15 protein-coding genes are annotated in these 15,349 nt (G+C 58.3%); 8 read left to right on the forward strand and 7 right to left on the reverse strand.

All coding sequences use genetic code 11. The annotated features are described in order from the left end of the window. Window positions 1-36 precede the first annotated feature (36 nt). The 5 genes from ACOTY5_RS04750 to xthA are packed head-to-tail and all read right to left on the reverse strand — an operon-like array spanning window position 37 to window position 4,831. Entirely contained in the window at window positions 37-657 is a 621-nt protein-coding gene (locus tag ACOTY5_RS04750; RefSeq protein ID WP_045141484.1) for an ATP-binding cassette domain-containing protein, read from the reverse strand. Continuing rightward, a complete protein-coding gene (locus ACOTY5_RS04755; protein ID WP_421631849.1) occupies window positions 657-2,186 on the reverse strand; it encodes a thiamine ABC transporter permease in 1,530 nt (509 codons plus the stop codon). The genes ACOTY5_RS04750 and ACOTY5_RS04755 overlap by 1 nt, the downstream gene beginning before the upstream one ends. Continuing rightward, the gene (locus ACOTY5_RS04760; RefSeq protein ID WP_072201891.1) at window positions 2,159-3,328 is read right to left on the reverse strand and encodes an ABC transporter substrate-binding protein; all 1,170 of its coding nucleotides are present in this window, start codon (window positions 3,326-3,328) and stop codon (window positions 2,159-2,161) included. The genes ACOTY5_RS04755 and ACOTY5_RS04760 overlap by 28 nt, the downstream gene beginning before the upstream one ends. A gap of 6 nt (window positions 3,329-3,334) precedes the next feature. Then, complete coding sequence (locus ACOTY5_RS04765) at window positions 3,335-4,018, reverse strand: TVP38/TMEM64 family protein (RefSeq protein ID WP_039271056.1); 684 nt, start codon at window positions 4,016-4,018, stop codon at window positions 3,335-3,337. 6 nt (window positions 4,019-4,024) lie between these two features. Next, window positions 4,025-4,831: an exodeoxyribonuclease III gene (xthA, locus tag ACOTY5_RS04770; RefSeq protein WP_015570756.1), complete on the reverse strand. Its 807-nt coding sequence runs from the start codon at window positions 4,829-4,831 to the stop codon at window positions 4,025-4,027. A 433-nt stretch (window positions 4,832-5,264) separates the two neighbouring features. Here xthA and astC point away from each other — a divergent pair, with 433 nt between their 5' ends. The 7 genes from astC to ves all read left to right on the forward strand — a co-directional run bounded on the left by astC (window position 5,265) and on the right by ves (window position 12,844). After that, entirely contained in the window at window positions 5,265-6,485 is a 1,221-nt protein-coding gene (gene astC / locus ACOTY5_RS04775; protein WP_045141487.1) for a succinylornithine/acetylornithine transaminase, read from the forward strand. Then, on the forward strand, window positions 6,482-7,516 hold the full coding sequence (astA, locus tag ACOTY5_RS04780; protein ID WP_022650887.1) for an arginine N-succinyltransferase: 1,035 nt from the start codon (window positions 6,482-6,484) through the stop codon (window positions 7,514-7,516). The genes astC and astA overlap by 4 nt, the downstream gene beginning before the upstream one ends. Then, a complete protein-coding gene (astD, locus tag ACOTY5_RS04785) occupies window positions 7,513-9,000 on the forward strand; it encodes a succinylglutamate-semialdehyde dehydrogenase (protein ID WP_045141488.1) in 1,488 nt (495 codons plus the stop codon). The genes astA and astD overlap by 4 nt, the downstream gene beginning before the upstream one ends. Further along, the gene (gene astB / locus ACOTY5_RS04790; protein ID WP_032104259.1) at window positions 8,987-10,312 is read left to right on the forward strand and encodes an N-succinylarginine dihydrolase; all 1,326 of its coding nucleotides are present in this window, start codon (window positions 8,987-8,989) and stop codon (window positions 10,310-10,312) included. Before astD ends, astB begins: the two co-directional genes overlap by 14 nt. Before the next feature lie 9 nt (window positions 10,313-10,321). Beyond that, window positions 10,322-11,287: a succinylglutamate desuccinylase gene (gene astE / locus ACOTY5_RS04795; protein WP_045141489.1), complete on the forward strand. Its 966-nt coding sequence runs from the start codon at window positions 10,322-10,324 to the stop codon at window positions 11,285-11,287. 337 nt (window positions 11,288-11,624) lie between these two features. Next, the gene (gene spy / locus ACOTY5_RS04800) at window positions 11,625-12,119 is read left to right on the forward strand and encodes an ATP-independent periplasmic protein-refolding chaperone Spy (RefSeq protein WP_015570753.1); all 495 of its coding nucleotides are present in this window, start codon (window positions 11,625-11,627) and stop codon (window positions 12,117-12,119) included. 167 nt (window positions 12,120-12,286) lie between these two features. Continuing rightward, window positions 12,287-12,844, forward strand: a complete 558-nt coding sequence (ves, locus tag ACOTY5_RS04805) for an environmental stress-induced protein Ves (protein WP_017384666.1) — start codon at window positions 12,287-12,289, stop codon at window positions 12,842-12,844. Here the strand turns inward: ves and cho are convergent. Beyond that, window positions 12,822-13,700, reverse strand: coding sequence for an excinuclease Cho (gene cho, locus ACOTY5_RS04810; protein WP_063136382.1), 879 nt, complete (start codon window positions 13,698-13,700; stop codon window positions 12,822-12,824). The two genes, ves and cho, sit on opposite strands and share 23 nt — an antisense overlap. Window positions 13,701-13,815: 115 nt before the next feature. Continuing rightward, a complete protein-coding gene (gene nadE, locus ACOTY5_RS04815) occupies window positions 13,816-14,643 on the reverse strand; it encodes an ammonia-dependent NAD(+) synthetase (RefSeq protein WP_003857837.1) in 828 nt (275 codons plus the stop codon). 231 nt (window positions 14,644-14,874) lie between these two features. On the opposite strand from nadE, the gene osmE reads away from it, so the two are divergent. After that, entirely contained in the window at window positions 14,875-15,219 is a 345-nt protein-coding gene (osmE, locus tag ACOTY5_RS04820) for an osmotically-inducible lipoprotein OsmE (protein ID WP_003857836.1), read from the forward strand. The last annotated feature ends 130 nt before the right edge of the window (window positions 15,220-15,349 follow it).

Here is a 15,349-nt window from a genome sequence, read left to right on the forward strand (position 1 = left end):
CGTCTCTCCTGAAGCCAAAAACATTGCGTTAGCACATTATTGCCAGCGAGAAATCTCAATCACCTCGCCGCCGGGCGGAATATCGTCCTCATCATGCGTGACCAGCACCACCGGGATCCTGCGCTGGCGAGTAACCTCGAATACCCACGCCCGGAATGAGGCGCGCAGCGTTTTATCCAGTCGACTGAACGGCTCGTCGAGCAGCAATGCCTGCGGCTGGGCGAGAAGAGCGCGCAACAGGCTGACCCGGGCGCGCTCGCCGCCGGACAGGGTCGCCGGATCGCTGGCGTAGTGGTTTGCCAGCCCGGCAGTGTCCAGGGCCTGTTCTACCGCGTTGCGGCGGGCGCGCCCGACGATGTGCGCCGGCAGCGCCAGCATCAGGTTTTGCCCCACGCTGAAGGCGTCAAACAGCAGGGCATCCTGAAACAGAATGCCGATCCCGCGCGTTTCCACGGGGAGCATATCGCAGCGGCGATCGTTCAGCCATAGCTCGCCGTGCGCCTTAAAATCAGCGGATAACGCCCCCACCATCCAGGCGAAAAGGGTCGATTTTCCGCTCCCGGAGGGCCCCATCAGCGTGACAATCTCCCCCGCCGGGACGCGGAAGTTGACCTCACGGAAGAGTGGCGCAATGGTGAGATTTTTCACGTACAGCATTAACGTAATCCTTGTCTGTGACGGCCCACGAGCCGGGAGAGCAGCGCGGCAAGGGCAAATACGCTGCTGGTCAACAGCAACAGACCCAGCGCCCGGCTGGCGAGGATCGGAATGCTGCCGCCGCTGCTGAGGGCGACCGCCTCCGTCGTCAGGGTGGTGAAACGTCCCGCTCCCAGCCAGAGGGTCGGCATGTACTGGGCCATGCTCACGGAAAAGCCGGTGGCAAAGGCCAGCAGGGCCGGACGAATCATAAGGGGGCATTTCACCAACCAGAAAATTTTCGCCTGTCGCCAGCCCAGCGTTGTGGCGGTGAGGATAAGCCGTGGATCGAGCCTGCGCCAGGCCGGTTGCAGCACCAGGAGCATCCACGGGAGAACCCAGAGCATATGGCTCCAGAGCACCGCAGCGTACTGGCCGTCGATGCCCAGCCACAGCGCCACGGCATATTGCCCGGACACGAGGGGCAGCGCCGGGAGGGCGAGCGGCAGCCAGACCCACACCGCGCCGCGCTGGGGTCCCCACTCAAGCCAGAGCATGAGGATGGCCAGCGCTGTCAGGCTGGACAGCAGTCCCAGTGAAAGGCTGTCGCTGACGGGGCCGATGTCGTCCCGGCGTGCCAGCATCAGCAGAACCAGCGCACAGAGCACGCCGCACAGCGGCAGTAACCCGCCCAGCGTCCGTGCGGGCAGCGCAGTATGCGAAGCGCGACGAACTCCGGAGGGGTCACGCTGGGCGCGCCGCCATGCCGTCCAGAAGCCGTATCCCACCGCGGCAAGCGCCGCCAGCAGCAGGAGCAACACCAGACACAGCAGCGTTCCCTTTGTTTGCTGTTGTGCATCGCCCTGGGCGAGCCACTGCCAGGACAGTACCGCCAGCGTAGGCGGGTTGCCTGGCCCGAGCACGATCGCCACATCCACCACGGAAAGCGACCAGGCCAGCACCGCCAGCATGACTGCGCCCAGCGCGGGGGCGATTGCCGGGAGGACGAGCCAGTTGAGCGCCTGCATTCGTCCGTAGCCGAAGGTATGCAGGACGATTTTCTGCTGTGCGAGACGCTTTTCAGGCAGCGCGGCGTAGATTGCCCACAGAACGAACGCGCTCTCTTTGACCGCAAGCGTCAGGCCAAGCCCGATACCGTAGCGGTCAAGCTGCGGCGAACAGACCGTACAGATCCGGTAAAACTGCCCCCCTTCCGCAAACAGCAGCAGCGCGCTGGTGGCGAAGGCGACGTGCGGCACGGCTAACAGCCACGGCAGACGGGTGCTAAGGCGCTGCCAGCCATCACCCGGCCAGAGAAGCGCAAGCAGGATCAGAGCGATAAACAGAGAGCCCAGCGTCGCGATAAGCGTGGAAACCAGCGTGGCGGCCAGCGCCCGCGGCAGCTGCGGATCGGCAAACAGCGTCGCCCAGTTACTGAGTGAAAACGCCGGGGCCAGCAGCATGCCGCTGGCGGGAAGCAGGGGCAGATAGATGACCGCCATTGCCGCCCAGACCAGCCCGCTTAGCGGGTTCCGTAGCGGCGAAGCCATTCCTGCTCCAGGGCGTTAACCCAGGCGGCGTGCGGTTCGGGAAGTACATCAGGCGTGCCTGAGGGGGTAAAGGCGCGAAGCTGTTTTGCCGCTTTCGCAGGCAGTTTTTCGCCATCCAGCACGCTCGGGTCACCCCAGACGGCAGGATTAGCTTTGCGGATCTGCGCCTGCGGTGACAGCAGGAAATTCGCCACCACTTTCGCGCCTGCGCTCGCGCTGGCGTTTGCCGGGATGGCGACAAAATGGACGTTGCCGATCATGCCTTTGAGAAAGCCGAAACTGTAGCTGTCGGCAGGCAGTTCACCGCTCGCCACCTTTTGCATCGCATGGGCGGGGTTAAAGGTGAGCGACAGGTTCAGGCTGCCGCTGGCCAGCAGCGTATCCATGCGCGCAGGCGACGGAGGAAAATCGTTCCCTTCGCGCCACAGCAGGGGGTGCAGCGTATCAAGGTAATCCCACAGCGGCGCGGTGACCTGCGCAAAGGTTCTGTCTGGCGCGTTTTTTAACGCCTCCGGATGGGCGGTCAGCGCCAGCAGTAGCTGCTCAAGAAACGCCGTGCCGGTAAAATCCGGCGGTCGCGGATAGCTCACCTTGCCAGGGTGCTGTCGGGCGTATACCAGCAGCGCGTGGGGATCTGCCGGTGGTGTCGGCGTACTCGCTTTACGGGCGATAAAGGTTAATTGCGCGCCGCCCCACGGGGATTCTGCCCCATCGGTCGGGATGGCAAAATCTTCCGTTACCGGTTTACGGGTATCGACGTAGCGCCAGTTGGGCAGGGTTTGCGCCCAGCCGGTGAGCAGCAGGTTTGCCGCTTTCAGGTTGCGGAAGTTTTCCCCGTTTACCCAGAGCAGATCCACCGACCCGTTACTGCTGCGTCCTGCGGCATGTTCCGTCTGGATCCGCTTCACCGCGTCGGCGGCATCGGCCAGATGAACGATCTTCAGGTTGACGGCGTAGTGCGTTTTCATCTCGCCGCTTACCCAGTCGAGGTAGCGGTTAACGGCCTCGTCACCGCCCCAGGCGTTAAACCAGACGGTCTGCCCGGTGGCCTGTTGCTGAATGGATTGCCAGCTCTCTGCGGCGAAGGCAGAGGTTGCCAGCAGCAGACTCGTCAGAAACGCGCAAAAACGCACCCGGCGCATAATGCCTCACTTTTTAATCGAAGGGATGTAACGGGAAAACAGCCAGCGAGTGACCAGCGGTAATAACCCTAATAGTGTAAAGGCGAACAGCAGTCCCGGCGACAGAATATCGCGCAGCGAGGTGAGTTTCCCCAGCTCGCGTCCGGCGTTCAGATAAATGACGGTGGCAGGTAGCATTGCAAGCTGGCTGACCCACCAGTAGTGACGCACCCTGAGACGGGTTAGCCCCATCAGCAAATTGACCAGAAAGAACGGGAACAACGGCATCAGGCGCAGGGCAAAAAGGTAGCGTGCGCCGTCGCGATCCATCCCCGCATCTATCGTGCTCATCTGTGCGGCAAAGCGCCGTTGCACCCAGTCGCGCAGCAGATAACGGCTGACGAGCATGGCAAGCGTGGCGCCGAGCGTCGAGGCAAATGACACCAACAGCGTCGCCTCCCACAGGCTGAAAAGCGCCCCGCCGAGCAGCGTCAGAAGCGCGGCTCCGGGGATCGACAGCGCGGAGAGCAGAACGTAAACCGCAAAATAGATCAGCGCGCTCTGAAGAGGCGCCTGCTCCACACGATCGATCAACGTTTGCTGGTGCATTTTTAGCGTGTCGAGGGAGAGCATGCCTGGAGGAAGCAAAACAACGGTCAAAACAAATGCGCCCAAAAGGGCGCACAGGAGACTGATTTTTTTAATATTCACTGAAGTTTACAGCTTAAACGTTGCCCATACCGGCGCATGGTCGGACGGTTTTTCCATGCTGCGGATGTCATAGTCGATACCGGTTTCGATGCAGCGTTCGGCCAGGGGGGCGCTCGCCAGCAGCAGATCAATACGCAGGCCCCGGTTGTCATCGAAGCCTTTAGAGCGATAATCAAACCACGAGAAGCGATCCTGCGTCGCCGGGTTAGCCGTGCGGAAAGTATCCACCAGCCCCCAACCCAGCAGGCGCTCCATCCACTCGCGCTCCTCCGGCAGGAAAGAGCATTTGCCGGTGCGCAGCCAGCGCTTACGGTTCTCTTCGCCAATACCGATATCCAGATCCGTCGGGCTGATATTCATGTCGCCCATGATCAGCACCGGGTTTTCTTTTTTGAGTTCGGTTGTCAGGTAGTTTTGCAGATCCTGATAAAACTTCGCTTTGGCCGGGAATTTGGTTTCATGATCGCGGCTTTCACCCTGCGGGAAATAGCCGTTGATGACGGTCACATTGCCGAGCGCGGAAGGAATTTCCGCCATGATGATGCGGCGTTGCGCCTCTTCATCGTCACCCGGGAAGCCACGACGCACCGACACCGGCGTATCTTTGGTCAGCAGCGCAACGCCGTAGTGGCCTTTCTGACCGTGGTAAAAAACGTTATAGCCCAGCTTCGCTACCTCTTCGAGCGGGAACATATCGTCGTGAACTTTTGTCTCCTGCAAGCCGATCACATCTGGCTGATGTTGCTCAACAATCGCTTCAAGCTGGTGAGGGCGGGCACGCAGGCCGTTGATATTAAAAGAGACAAATTTCATAGTCGCTGCCAATGCAAGGTGAATAGTGCAAGGATGGTAGCAGAATTTACGTCGTCTGTTATCCGCTTCGCCCAATTACTGCGACAGATAATGCCGACGGTGCAATATTTGCACCATTTCGGCGCGTTTTGCCCTCGAACAGGGCATAAAGGATCGATAAATTTCGCGAGCGATCACAATTCCAGAATTATATTTGGCCTCTGCATACTCTTTCTTGTTTTCATGCGGCAAAGCGCCGCTTGTCGTAAAAATATTCACTATTTATGCATTAACAGTGAATAACTCCATATTGTAACTCATTGATATTGTGTTACCCCAACCCGTTTATGCATTTTTATCGCTGGCTGGCACGAAGGCTGCAATCTACATTCACAGTGCAAACACTCAATTATTTAACATTTAAACAACCTTTTATTTACCGGATGAGGTCGCTATGTCTCTGTCAGTTACGCGTGAAAATTTCGATGAATGGATGATGCCGGTATACGCTCCGGCGGCTTTTATTCCGGTACGTGGGGAAGGCTCTCGCCTGTGGGATCAGCAGGGCAAAGAGTATATCGACTTTGCGGGTGGGATTGCGGTGAATGCGCTGGGGCATGCAAACCCGGCGCTGCGGCAGGCGCTGAATGACCAGGCAGCGAAATTCTGGCATACCGGCAACGGTTATACCAACGAACCGGCATTGCGTCTGGCGAAGAAGCTGATCGACGCCACTTTCGCAGACAAAGTCTTTTTCTGTAACTCCGGCGCGGAAGCGAACGAAGCGGCGCTAAAGCTGGCGCGAAAATATGCGCACGATAAATTCGGCGCGCACAAGAGCGGCATCGTAGCCTTTAAAAATGCCTTCCATGGCCGCACGCTGTTTACCGTCAGCGCGGGTGGTCAGCCCTCATATTCTCAGGATTTTGCGCCGCTGCCGCCGGATATCCGGCATGCGGCGTATAACGATTTACACTCTGCCAGCGAGCTGATTGACGACACCACCTGTGCGGTGATTGTCGAGCCCATGCAGGGGGAAGGCGGCGTCATGCCCGCCCAGAAAGCGTTCCTGCAAGGGCTGCGCGAGCTGTGCGATCGGCATAACGCGGTCCTGATTTTTGACGAAGTCCAGACCGGCGTGGGCCGCACGGGTGAGCTGTACGCCTACATGCACTATGGCGTGACCCCGGATGTGCTCTCAACAGCCAAAGCGCTCGGCGGCGGTTTCCCGGTGGGGGCGATGCTGACCACCGATAAATTCGCCAGCGTGATGACCGTGGGCACCCATGGCACCACATACGGCGGCAACCCGCTGGCAACCGCTGTCGCCGGACAGGTGCTGGATATCATCAACACCCCTGAGGTGCTGAACGGCGTGAAGCAGCGTCACCAGTGGTTTGTTGAGCGCCTTACTGCCATCAATAACCAGACCGGCTTGTTCAAAGAGATCCGCGGTCTGGGGCTGTTAATAGGCTGTGAGCTTGCCCCTGAGTTTGCCGGCAAAGCGAAGCTGATTTCACAGGAAGCGGCAAAGCAGGGCGTAATGGTGCTGATTGCCGGTGCTAACGTGGTGCGGTTTGCCCCTGCGCTGATCGTCAGCGAGGAAGAGGTCAGAACTGGCTTAGATCGTTTTGCGCTGGCCTGCGAACAGGTGAAGTCCGGGGTGTCATCATGATGGTCATCCGTCCCGTTGCGCACGGCGATCTCGCCGGGCTTATGCAGCTTGCCGGTAAGACAGGGGGCGGGCTGACCTCGCTGCCTGCCGATGAAAAAACGCTGTCGGCGCGCATTGAGCGCGCCCTGCAAACCTGGCAGGGGACGTTGCCAAAAAGCGAACAGGGCTATGTGTTCGTGCTGGAAGATACTGACACGGGAACCGTGGCGGGGATTTGCGCTATCGAGGTGGCCGTCGGGCTTAACGATCCGTGGTACAACTACCGCGTCGGCACGATGGTCCACGCCTCGAAAGAGCTGAACGTTTACAACGCGCTGCCGACGCTCTTCCTCTGTAATGACCATACCGGCGCCAGCGAACTCTGCACCCTGTTTCTCGATCCGGACTGGCGCAAAGAGGGCAACGGTTATCTGCTCTCCAAATCGCGCTTTATGTTTATGGCCGCCTTTCGCGACCGCTTCAACGAAAAAGTGGTCGCGGAGATGCGCGGCGTGATTGATGAGACGGGCTATTCGCCGTTCTGGGAGAGTCTGGGCGAACGCTTCTTCTCCATGGAATTTAGCCGGGCGGATTACCTGTGCGGTACCGGTCAGAAGGCATTTATCGCCGAGCTGATGCCGAAGCATCCTATTTATACCCATTTCTTAACGCCTGAAGCGCAGGCGGTGATCGGCGAAGTTCACCCGCAAACCGCCCCGGCCCGCGCAGTGCTGGAGAAAGAGGGATTTCGCTACCGTAACTACGTCGACATCTTCGACGGCGGCCCGACGCTGGAATGCGACATTGACCGCGTTCGCGCCATCCGTAAAAGCCGCCTGGTTGAGGTTTCAGAAGGCCAGCCCGCGCCGGGCGAGTGGCCAGCCTGCCTGGTCTCGAACGAGAATTACACCAACTTCCGCGCCATGCTGGTGCGAACCAACCCGTCATGCGAGCGTCTGGTACTGACGGCTGCGCAACTGGATGCCCTGAAATGTAACGCTGGCGACACGGTTCGCCTGGTGCGGCTCTGCCCTGAGGAGAAAACAGCATGACTCTATGGATTAACGGTGACTGGGTAACGGGCGAAGGTGACGCGCGGACAAAAACTAACCCGGTCGGCCTGGAGGTGCTCTGGTCGGGGAACGACGCCAGCGCCGGGCAGGTTGAGCAGGCCTGCCAGGCTGCACGGCGCGCGTTTCCGGCATGGGCGAAACGGCCATTCTCCGAGCGCCAGGCGCTGGTTGAGAAATTTGCTGCGCTGCTGGAGGCCAATAAAGCCGAGCTGACCCGCATCATTGCCTGCGAAACCAGTAAGCCGCGCTGGGAGGCAACAACCGAAGTCACGGCAATGATCAACAAAATCGCGATATCGGTGAAGGCGTACCATACCCGCACCGGCGAGCAGCATACCGAGATGCCAGACGGTGCCGCCACGCTGCGCCACCGTCCGCACGGGGTGCTGGCGGTGTTTGGCCCGTATAACTTCCCCGGACATCTGCCGAACGGGCACATTGTGCCTGCGCTGCTGGCGGGGAATACCGTCATCTTCAAGCCGAGTGAGTTAACCCCCTTAACCGGAGAAGCAGTCATAAAACTCTGGGAGCAGGCGGGGCTGCCGCCGGGGGTGGTGAATCTGGTGCAGGGCGGGCGTGAAACAGGTCAGGCGCTGAGTGCGCTGAGCGACATTGACGGTCTGCTGTTCACCGGCAGTGCCGGAACGGGCTATCAGCTGCATCGTCAGCTGGCGGGGCAGCCGGAAAAAATTCTGGCGCTGGAGATGGGCGGCAACAACCCGCTGATTGTGGAAGATCCGGATGATATCGATGCCGCGGTCCATCTGACCATTCAGTCGGCGTTCATTACCGCCGGACAGCGCTGTACCTGCGCCCGCCGCCTGCTGGTTAAACGCGGCGCGCAGGGGGATGCGTTCCTGAAGCGTCTGGTGGAGGTGAGCGCGCGTCTGGTTCCCGCGAAATGGGATGCCGAGCCGCAGCCGTTTATCGGCGGGCTGATCTCCGCGCAGGCGGCGCTGAACGTGCTGAAAGCGTGGCAGGAGCACGTGGCGCGCGGGGCGAAAACCCTGCTGGAGCCGAAGCTGGTTCAGCCGGGCACGTCGCTGCTGACGCCGGGGATTATTGAGATGAGTGCGACGAGCAACGTGCCGGATGAAGAGGTCTTTGGCCCGCTGCTGTGCGTCTGGCGCTATGACGATTTTGAGTCGGCGATCGAGATGGCCAACAACACCCGCTACGGCCTGTCGAGCGGCCTGATATCGCCGCATCGCGAGAAATTCGAACAGCTGCTGCTGGAAGCGCGCGCCGGGATCGTGAACTGGAACAAACCGCTGACCGGTGCGGCGAGCACCGCGCCGTTTGGTGGCGTAGGGGCGTCGGGCAACCATCGCGCCAGCGCCTGGTATGCCGCCGATTACTGCGCGTGGCCGATGGCAAGCCTGGAAACCCCGGCGCTGACGCTGCCGGAGACGCTGAATCCGGGGCTGGATTTTACAGAGGGTGACGCCCATGAAAGCGCGTGAGGTTAACTTTGACGGCCTCGTGGGGCTGACGCACCACTATGCCGGGCTGTCGTTCGGTAATGAAGCCTCGACGAAGCACCGTTTCCAGGTCTCGAACCCGAAGCTGGCGGCGAAGCAGGGTCTGTTGAAAATGAAGGCGCTGTCCGATGCCGGTTTCCCGCAGGCAGTGATCCCGCCTCAGGAGCGACCAAACGTGGACGTGCTGCGCCAGCTGGGGTTCAGCGGTACGGATGAACAGGTGGTGGAAAAAGCAGGCACGCAGACGCCACACCTGCTTTCGGCGGCCAGTTCAGCCTCCTCGATGTGGGTGGCGAATGCCGCCACCGTTGCGCCGTCGGCGGATACGCTGGACGGCAAAGTGCATCTGACCGTTGCTAACCTGAACAACAAATTCCACCGCGCCAGCGAAGCGGAGACCACCGGGCGCGTGCTGCGCGCCATTTTTAATCATGAAGCGCATTTCGAGGTGCATTCGGCGCTGCCGCAGGTCGCGATGTTTGGCGATGAAGGGGCGGCAAACCACAACCGTCTGGGCGGCGACTATGGCGAGCCGGGTTTGCAGCTGTTTATCTATGGACGGGAAGAGGGCGGCCACGCCGCGCCGGTTCGTTATCCGGCGAGACAAACTTTAGCCGCAAGCCAGGCGGTTGCGCGGCTGAACCAGGTTAATCCTTCTCAGGTGATTTTTGCCCAGCAAAATCCGCAGGTGATCGACCAGGGCGTGTTTCATAACGACGTCATTGCCGTTTCCAACCGTCAGGTGCTGTTCTGCCACGAGCAGGCGTTTGCCCATCAGGAAAAGTTGCTGGCCACGCTGCGCGAACGCGTGCCGGGATTTATGCCGATTCAGGTGCCCACGCAGGCGGTAAGCGTACAGGATGCGGTCGAAACGTATCTGTTCAACAGCCAGCTGCTGAGCCGGGATGATGGCAGCATGATGCTGGTGCTGCCGCAGGAGTCCCGCAACCATCAGGGCGTCTGGCGCTATCTCAGCGAACTGGTGCAGGCGGATAACCCGATTGATGAACTGCGCGTGTTTGATCTGCGGGAAAGTATGGCCAACGGCGGGGGACCGGCGTGCCTGCGACTGCGCGTGGTGTTAACGCCGGAGGAGATGCAGGCCGTGAATCCGGCGGTGATGATGAACGACACGCTGTTCAATACCCTCAATGACTGGGTGGACCGCTATTATCGCGACCGTCTGGTTCAGGCCGATCTGGTTGATCCGCAGCTGCTGCGCGAAGGCCGCGAGGCGCTGGATGCATTATCGACCATCCTGCAACTGGGATCGGTTTATCCGTTCCAGCGCTAAGGAGATGATATGGAAAACTTACTGGCGCTGACGCTGGCCGAAGAGACACCGGAGCGGCAAGAGGGGGAAGGCCCCTCGTTCCACTGGCGATGGCTGGGGCGGGGCGTGCTTGAACTGACGCCGACGGGGGAATATGACCTGTCGCTGCTGCTTTCGACCGGCATTCACGGAAACGAAACCGCGCCCGTGGAGATTGTCGATCTTTTGCTGCGCGCGCTGTTTCGCGCAGAGATCACGCTGCACTGCCGTCTGCTGGTAGTGCTGGGAAATCCGCCTGCGCTGGCGCAAAATAAACGGTATCTCGTGAGCGACATCAACCGCATGTTTGGTGGTCGCTGGGCGCAGTTTCCACAGAGTGTTGAGACGACACGCGCGCAATGGCTGGAGAAGGTGGTCACGGCGTTTTTTGCCGGGGCGGGGGAAACACGCTGGCACCTCGATCTGCATACGGCCATTCGCGCCTCGTACCACGTGCGTTTTGGCGTGTTACCGCAGCGTCATCAGCCGTGGGATGAGGCGTTTCTGACCTGGCTTGGCGACGCGGGGCTGGAGGCGCTGGTTTTCCACCAGACGCCAGGCGGCACGTTTACCCACTTCACCTGCGAGAATGTTGGCGCGTTATCCTGCACCCTGGAGCTGGGAAAAGCGCTGCCGTTCGGGCAAAACGACCTGACGCGTTTTGCCCCTACGCATCAGGCGCTTCGGGCGTTGCTCGCCGGGGTTGCGCCGGAACCCTCCCGGGAACCCGTTGTGCGCTATCGGGTCGTGCAGCAGATCACGCGTCAAAGCGAGGCTTTCCAGCTACATATGGCGCCCCATACGCTGAACTTTACGCCGTTTCGCCAGGGCGTCCTGCTGGCGGAAGATGGTGAGACGCGCTATGCGGTACAGAAATCCACGGAATATGTTTTATTTCCTAATCCGTCGGTCGCGTTTGGTTTGCGAGCAGGCCTGATGCTGGAAAAAATGCCCTGATCGTCTCCCCTCGCGCAGACCGGAGGGGAAATGAAGAATAAATTTCTTAGCGTTAAAAGCGCTCTGGTATTGTTTGCGGAATATTCCTGGAGAATTGCTTTATTATTAAACGGCACTTCGCTATACTTCTCCATAATCTCTTTAAAATCATCCTGTTGAATATTTTTGTTTCATCTCTCCACGCTTTTTCCTTAATTTCTCCACAATTGGCGAAAAGTTGTTTTTTACACTTTCATTGTTTTACCGTTGCTCTGACTAATTGACGATAAACCCCGTAAAGTTAATCTCGTCAACACGGCATAGCGCCGAAGAATAACTGAAAGTAAGGAAAGACATTATGCGTAAATTAACTGCACTGTTTGTTGCCTCTACCCTGGCTCTGGGCGCTACCAGCATGGCGTTCGCCGCCGATACCGCGACCACTACCGCCGCGCCGACGGAAGGCAAAATGATGATGCATCATAAAGGCAAGCCGGGTATGCACCATGAGATGATGATGTTTAAAGATCTGAACCTCACCGATGCGCAGAAGCAGCAGATCCGCGACATCATGAAAAGCCAGCGTGACCAGATGAAACGTCCTCCGCTGGAAGAGCGCCGCGCAATGCATGACATCATTGCCAGCGACAGCTTCGATAAAGCAAAAGCGGAAGCGCAGATCGACAAAATGGCCGAGCAGCATAAAGCGCGCATGCTGGCCCACATGGAAACCCAGAACAAGATTTACAACATTCTGACGCCGGAACAGAAAAAGCAATTTAATGCCAATTTTGAGAAGCGTCTGACAGAACGTGCAGCGCCGGAAGGTAAAATGCCTGCACCAACCGAATAATCGGTTCACTCTCTTAAGACCGCCGGGCTCCTGTCTACAAAAGCGAAAACGCTGTGGACAGGACCGGCGGTTTTTCTTTTATCCCATGCCTAAGGTCTGGCCTGACTGCTGCCGATAATACGTCTGTGAAAATGCCCTGGCGCACGGTGCGTCCTTCAGGAGTGGTCATGGAATTCTTTGATATCCGTAAAATGCCGGTCAGTCTCTGGCGTAATGGTGCGGGTGAGACGCGTGAGATTTGCTGTTTTCCTCCCGCGACGCGGGATTTTTTCTGGCGGGCCAGTATTGCCTCCATCGCCAGTAACGGCGAATTTTCCGCGTTCCCGGGCGTTGACCGGGTGATTACGCTGCTGGAGGGCGGCGAGGTGACCCTGGATGCAGGCAGGGCGTTTTGTCATACCCTGAAGCATCATCAGCCTTACCGATTTGCGGGCGATCTGGCGGTGAAAGCCGTGCTCACAGAGGGGCAGATGTCGATGGACTTCAACATCATGACCCGACGGGATTGCTGCCAGGCAAAGGTGCGCGTTGCTACCCGGACGTTCACTACCTTCGCATCACGCGGTGGGGTGGCATTCGTATTAAGCGGCGCCTGGCAACTGGGCGACAAATTACTGACCGCCGATCAGGGCGCCAGCTGGGAAGCGGGCAGTCATACCCTCCGTTTACTGGAAACGAAGGGGTCGCTGCTGTTCAGTGAAATTACCTGGCTGCCGGGTCATTGAGGACGATGATCTCATATTTTCCGGTTAACAGTGGCTTGCAGAGAATTTTGTAACCATCCTGATCGAAACCGGCAGGGGTGCGCAGCAGAGCGGTAGCGTCATCCAGATTTTCAACGGCGCCAAGCCAGAGCCAGTTGCGGATGATGTGATAGTGCGTCATCCCATCGCGGGTTTCTTTCAGCGCCACCGCGCCTTCCCACGGCCAGCAGTTAACGCTGATAGAGGCAAGGCCAGCCATAAACCGGGCATGATGTTCTTCAACGCTCTCTTTTCCACAGCACGCCCCGGCGCAGCGTTTCAGCGCTGAGCGGAAACAGGCGCGACCACGGGTGGTGGCTTCCAGTCCTAACAGGCCGTAACAAAGCTGTAATTCATCAGCCAGGGATTGCAGGGTTTGCAGTGCGGCACGTTTGTTGGCAAACAGACCGTAAAGATTGGGTTCATGCGAAAAATCCACTTCCCGGGCATAAACGACCTGCGGTTTTCCTGCGTTAATCTGCAAGGAACACAGCTGGCGGTTGCGGCGCAGGCGTTTGTTAAACAGCGGCTGCTGTTCCTTGATGAGCCGGGCTTCGAGCAGAAGCGCGCCCAGTTCGCCTGCCGTCTCGATCCAGGTGATCCGCCGGGACTGCCTGAGCATCGATGCTTCATCCGGCGTACGCAGGTGCGACATCACCCGGCTGCGGATATTCACGCTTTTGCCGATATAGAGCGGCATGGTGTCGCTGTCGCCGTGGAAGAAATAGACGCCAGGCTGTTTAGGCAGTGCCTCAAGCCAGGGGCGAAGATGCTCGGGATATTCGTAGATAGCCGCCGCTTCAAACTCAAGACGCGGGGCGGATTGACGCCTGCTCACATACTGCTCCATATACTGTTCAGGCATACAGTGTAGCAGGTGTTCGGTGGTTAAAAAAGAGCCGGGTGGCGGCTACGCCTTACCCGGCCTGCAAAGCGGAGTTACCGTTTTGCTTTTACTTTTTCCAGAAATCATCAAACACCGTAATGGGCGGACGGCGCTTATGCTCGGTTTTCAGATACCAGCCTTCGATAATTTTAGCGGTACCTTCGTCGAGCGTTTTGCCTTCCAGATAATCATCGATGTTGTCATACGTAACGCCCAGCGCCGCTTCATCCGGCAGGGAAGGGCGATCGTCCTCCAGGTCCGCCGTTGGCGCCTTCTTATACAGGTGCTCCGGGCAGCCCAACGCCGCCAGCAGTTGCTTGCCCTGACGCTTGTTCAGACGGAAGAGGGGGTTAATATCCGTGCCGCCATCGCCGTATTTGGTGAAGAAGCCGGTGATGGCTTCCGCGGCGTGGTCGGTGCCGACGACGACCCCTTTGGTCATCCCTGCGATACTGTACTGCGCTTTCATGCGCTCACGGGCTTTCTCGTTGCCGCGGACAAAATCGCTCAGTTCAATACCGGCTTCACGCAGGGCCTGCTCGCTGGCCAGTACCGAACCTTTGATGTTTACGGTAAGAACACGGTCCGGCTGAATAAACGCAATCGCATCCTGACAGTCCTGCTCGTCGGCCTGCACGCCATACGGCAGACGTACGGCAATAAATTGCAGCGCGGTGTCACCGGTCTCGTCACGCAGCTCGGAGATGGCCATCTGGCTCAGCTTACCGGCCAGAGTGGAATCCTGACCGCCGCTGATACCCAGCACCAGCGTCTTCAGGAAAGGGTGTGCAGACAGGTAAGCTTTCAAAAAATCAACGCTACGACGGATCTCTTCATTGGCATCAATCGCAGGTTTCGCGCCCAGCGCCTGAATAATTTCTTGTTGCAGAGCCATTACGCCCTCCCTATGCAGAACCAAACAGAAAGTGTGATCTGTTAAAACTAACCCTTTGTCGGGGAAACGACAAGGATCACAGTTTTGAGTGTACTGTTTTACAGCGATTTAGCAGCTTACCGTTGTTTTATTAGAATTTTCCGAAATTCGTCTGGCGTAACTCGCAAAGTTGAACAATAGTAATTTTTATCCCATGCTTAGTTAACACGCTGATAAACAAGAGGACGGAATATGAACAAGAACGTAGCAGGAATTTTAAGCGCAGCGGCGGTACTGACTATGCTGGCAGGGTGTACAGCTTACGATCGCACTAAAGATCAGTTCACACAGCCAGTGGTAAAAGACGTCAAAAAAGGCATGACGCGTTCCCAGGTTGCAGCCATTGCCGGTAAACCTTCTTCAGAAGTCACTATGATCCACGCGCGTGGTACCTGCCAGACCTATATTCTGGGTCAACGTGATGGTAAGGCAGAGACCTATTTTGTCGCCCTGGATGATACGGGTCACGTGATCAATTCTGGTTACCAGACCTGTGCCGAATACGACACCGACCCACAGGCACCTAAGGCACAGTAAGCCTGCTTGCCTGAGAGCGTTAACAAACCGGCCGGAAGGCCGGTTTTTTTATGCATACGTGAATCTTATTTCTTGGCGCGAATTATTTGCCTGAAATGTGAAGGTAGTCAACAAGCCAGGTCAATGAGAG

It is taken from the genome of Enterobacter cloacae complex sp. SHL018, assembly GCF_049237905.1.
Classification (GTDB): Bacteria; Pseudomonadota; Gammaproteobacteria; order Enterobacterales; family Enterobacteriaceae; genus Enterobacter; species Enterobacter hormaechei_C.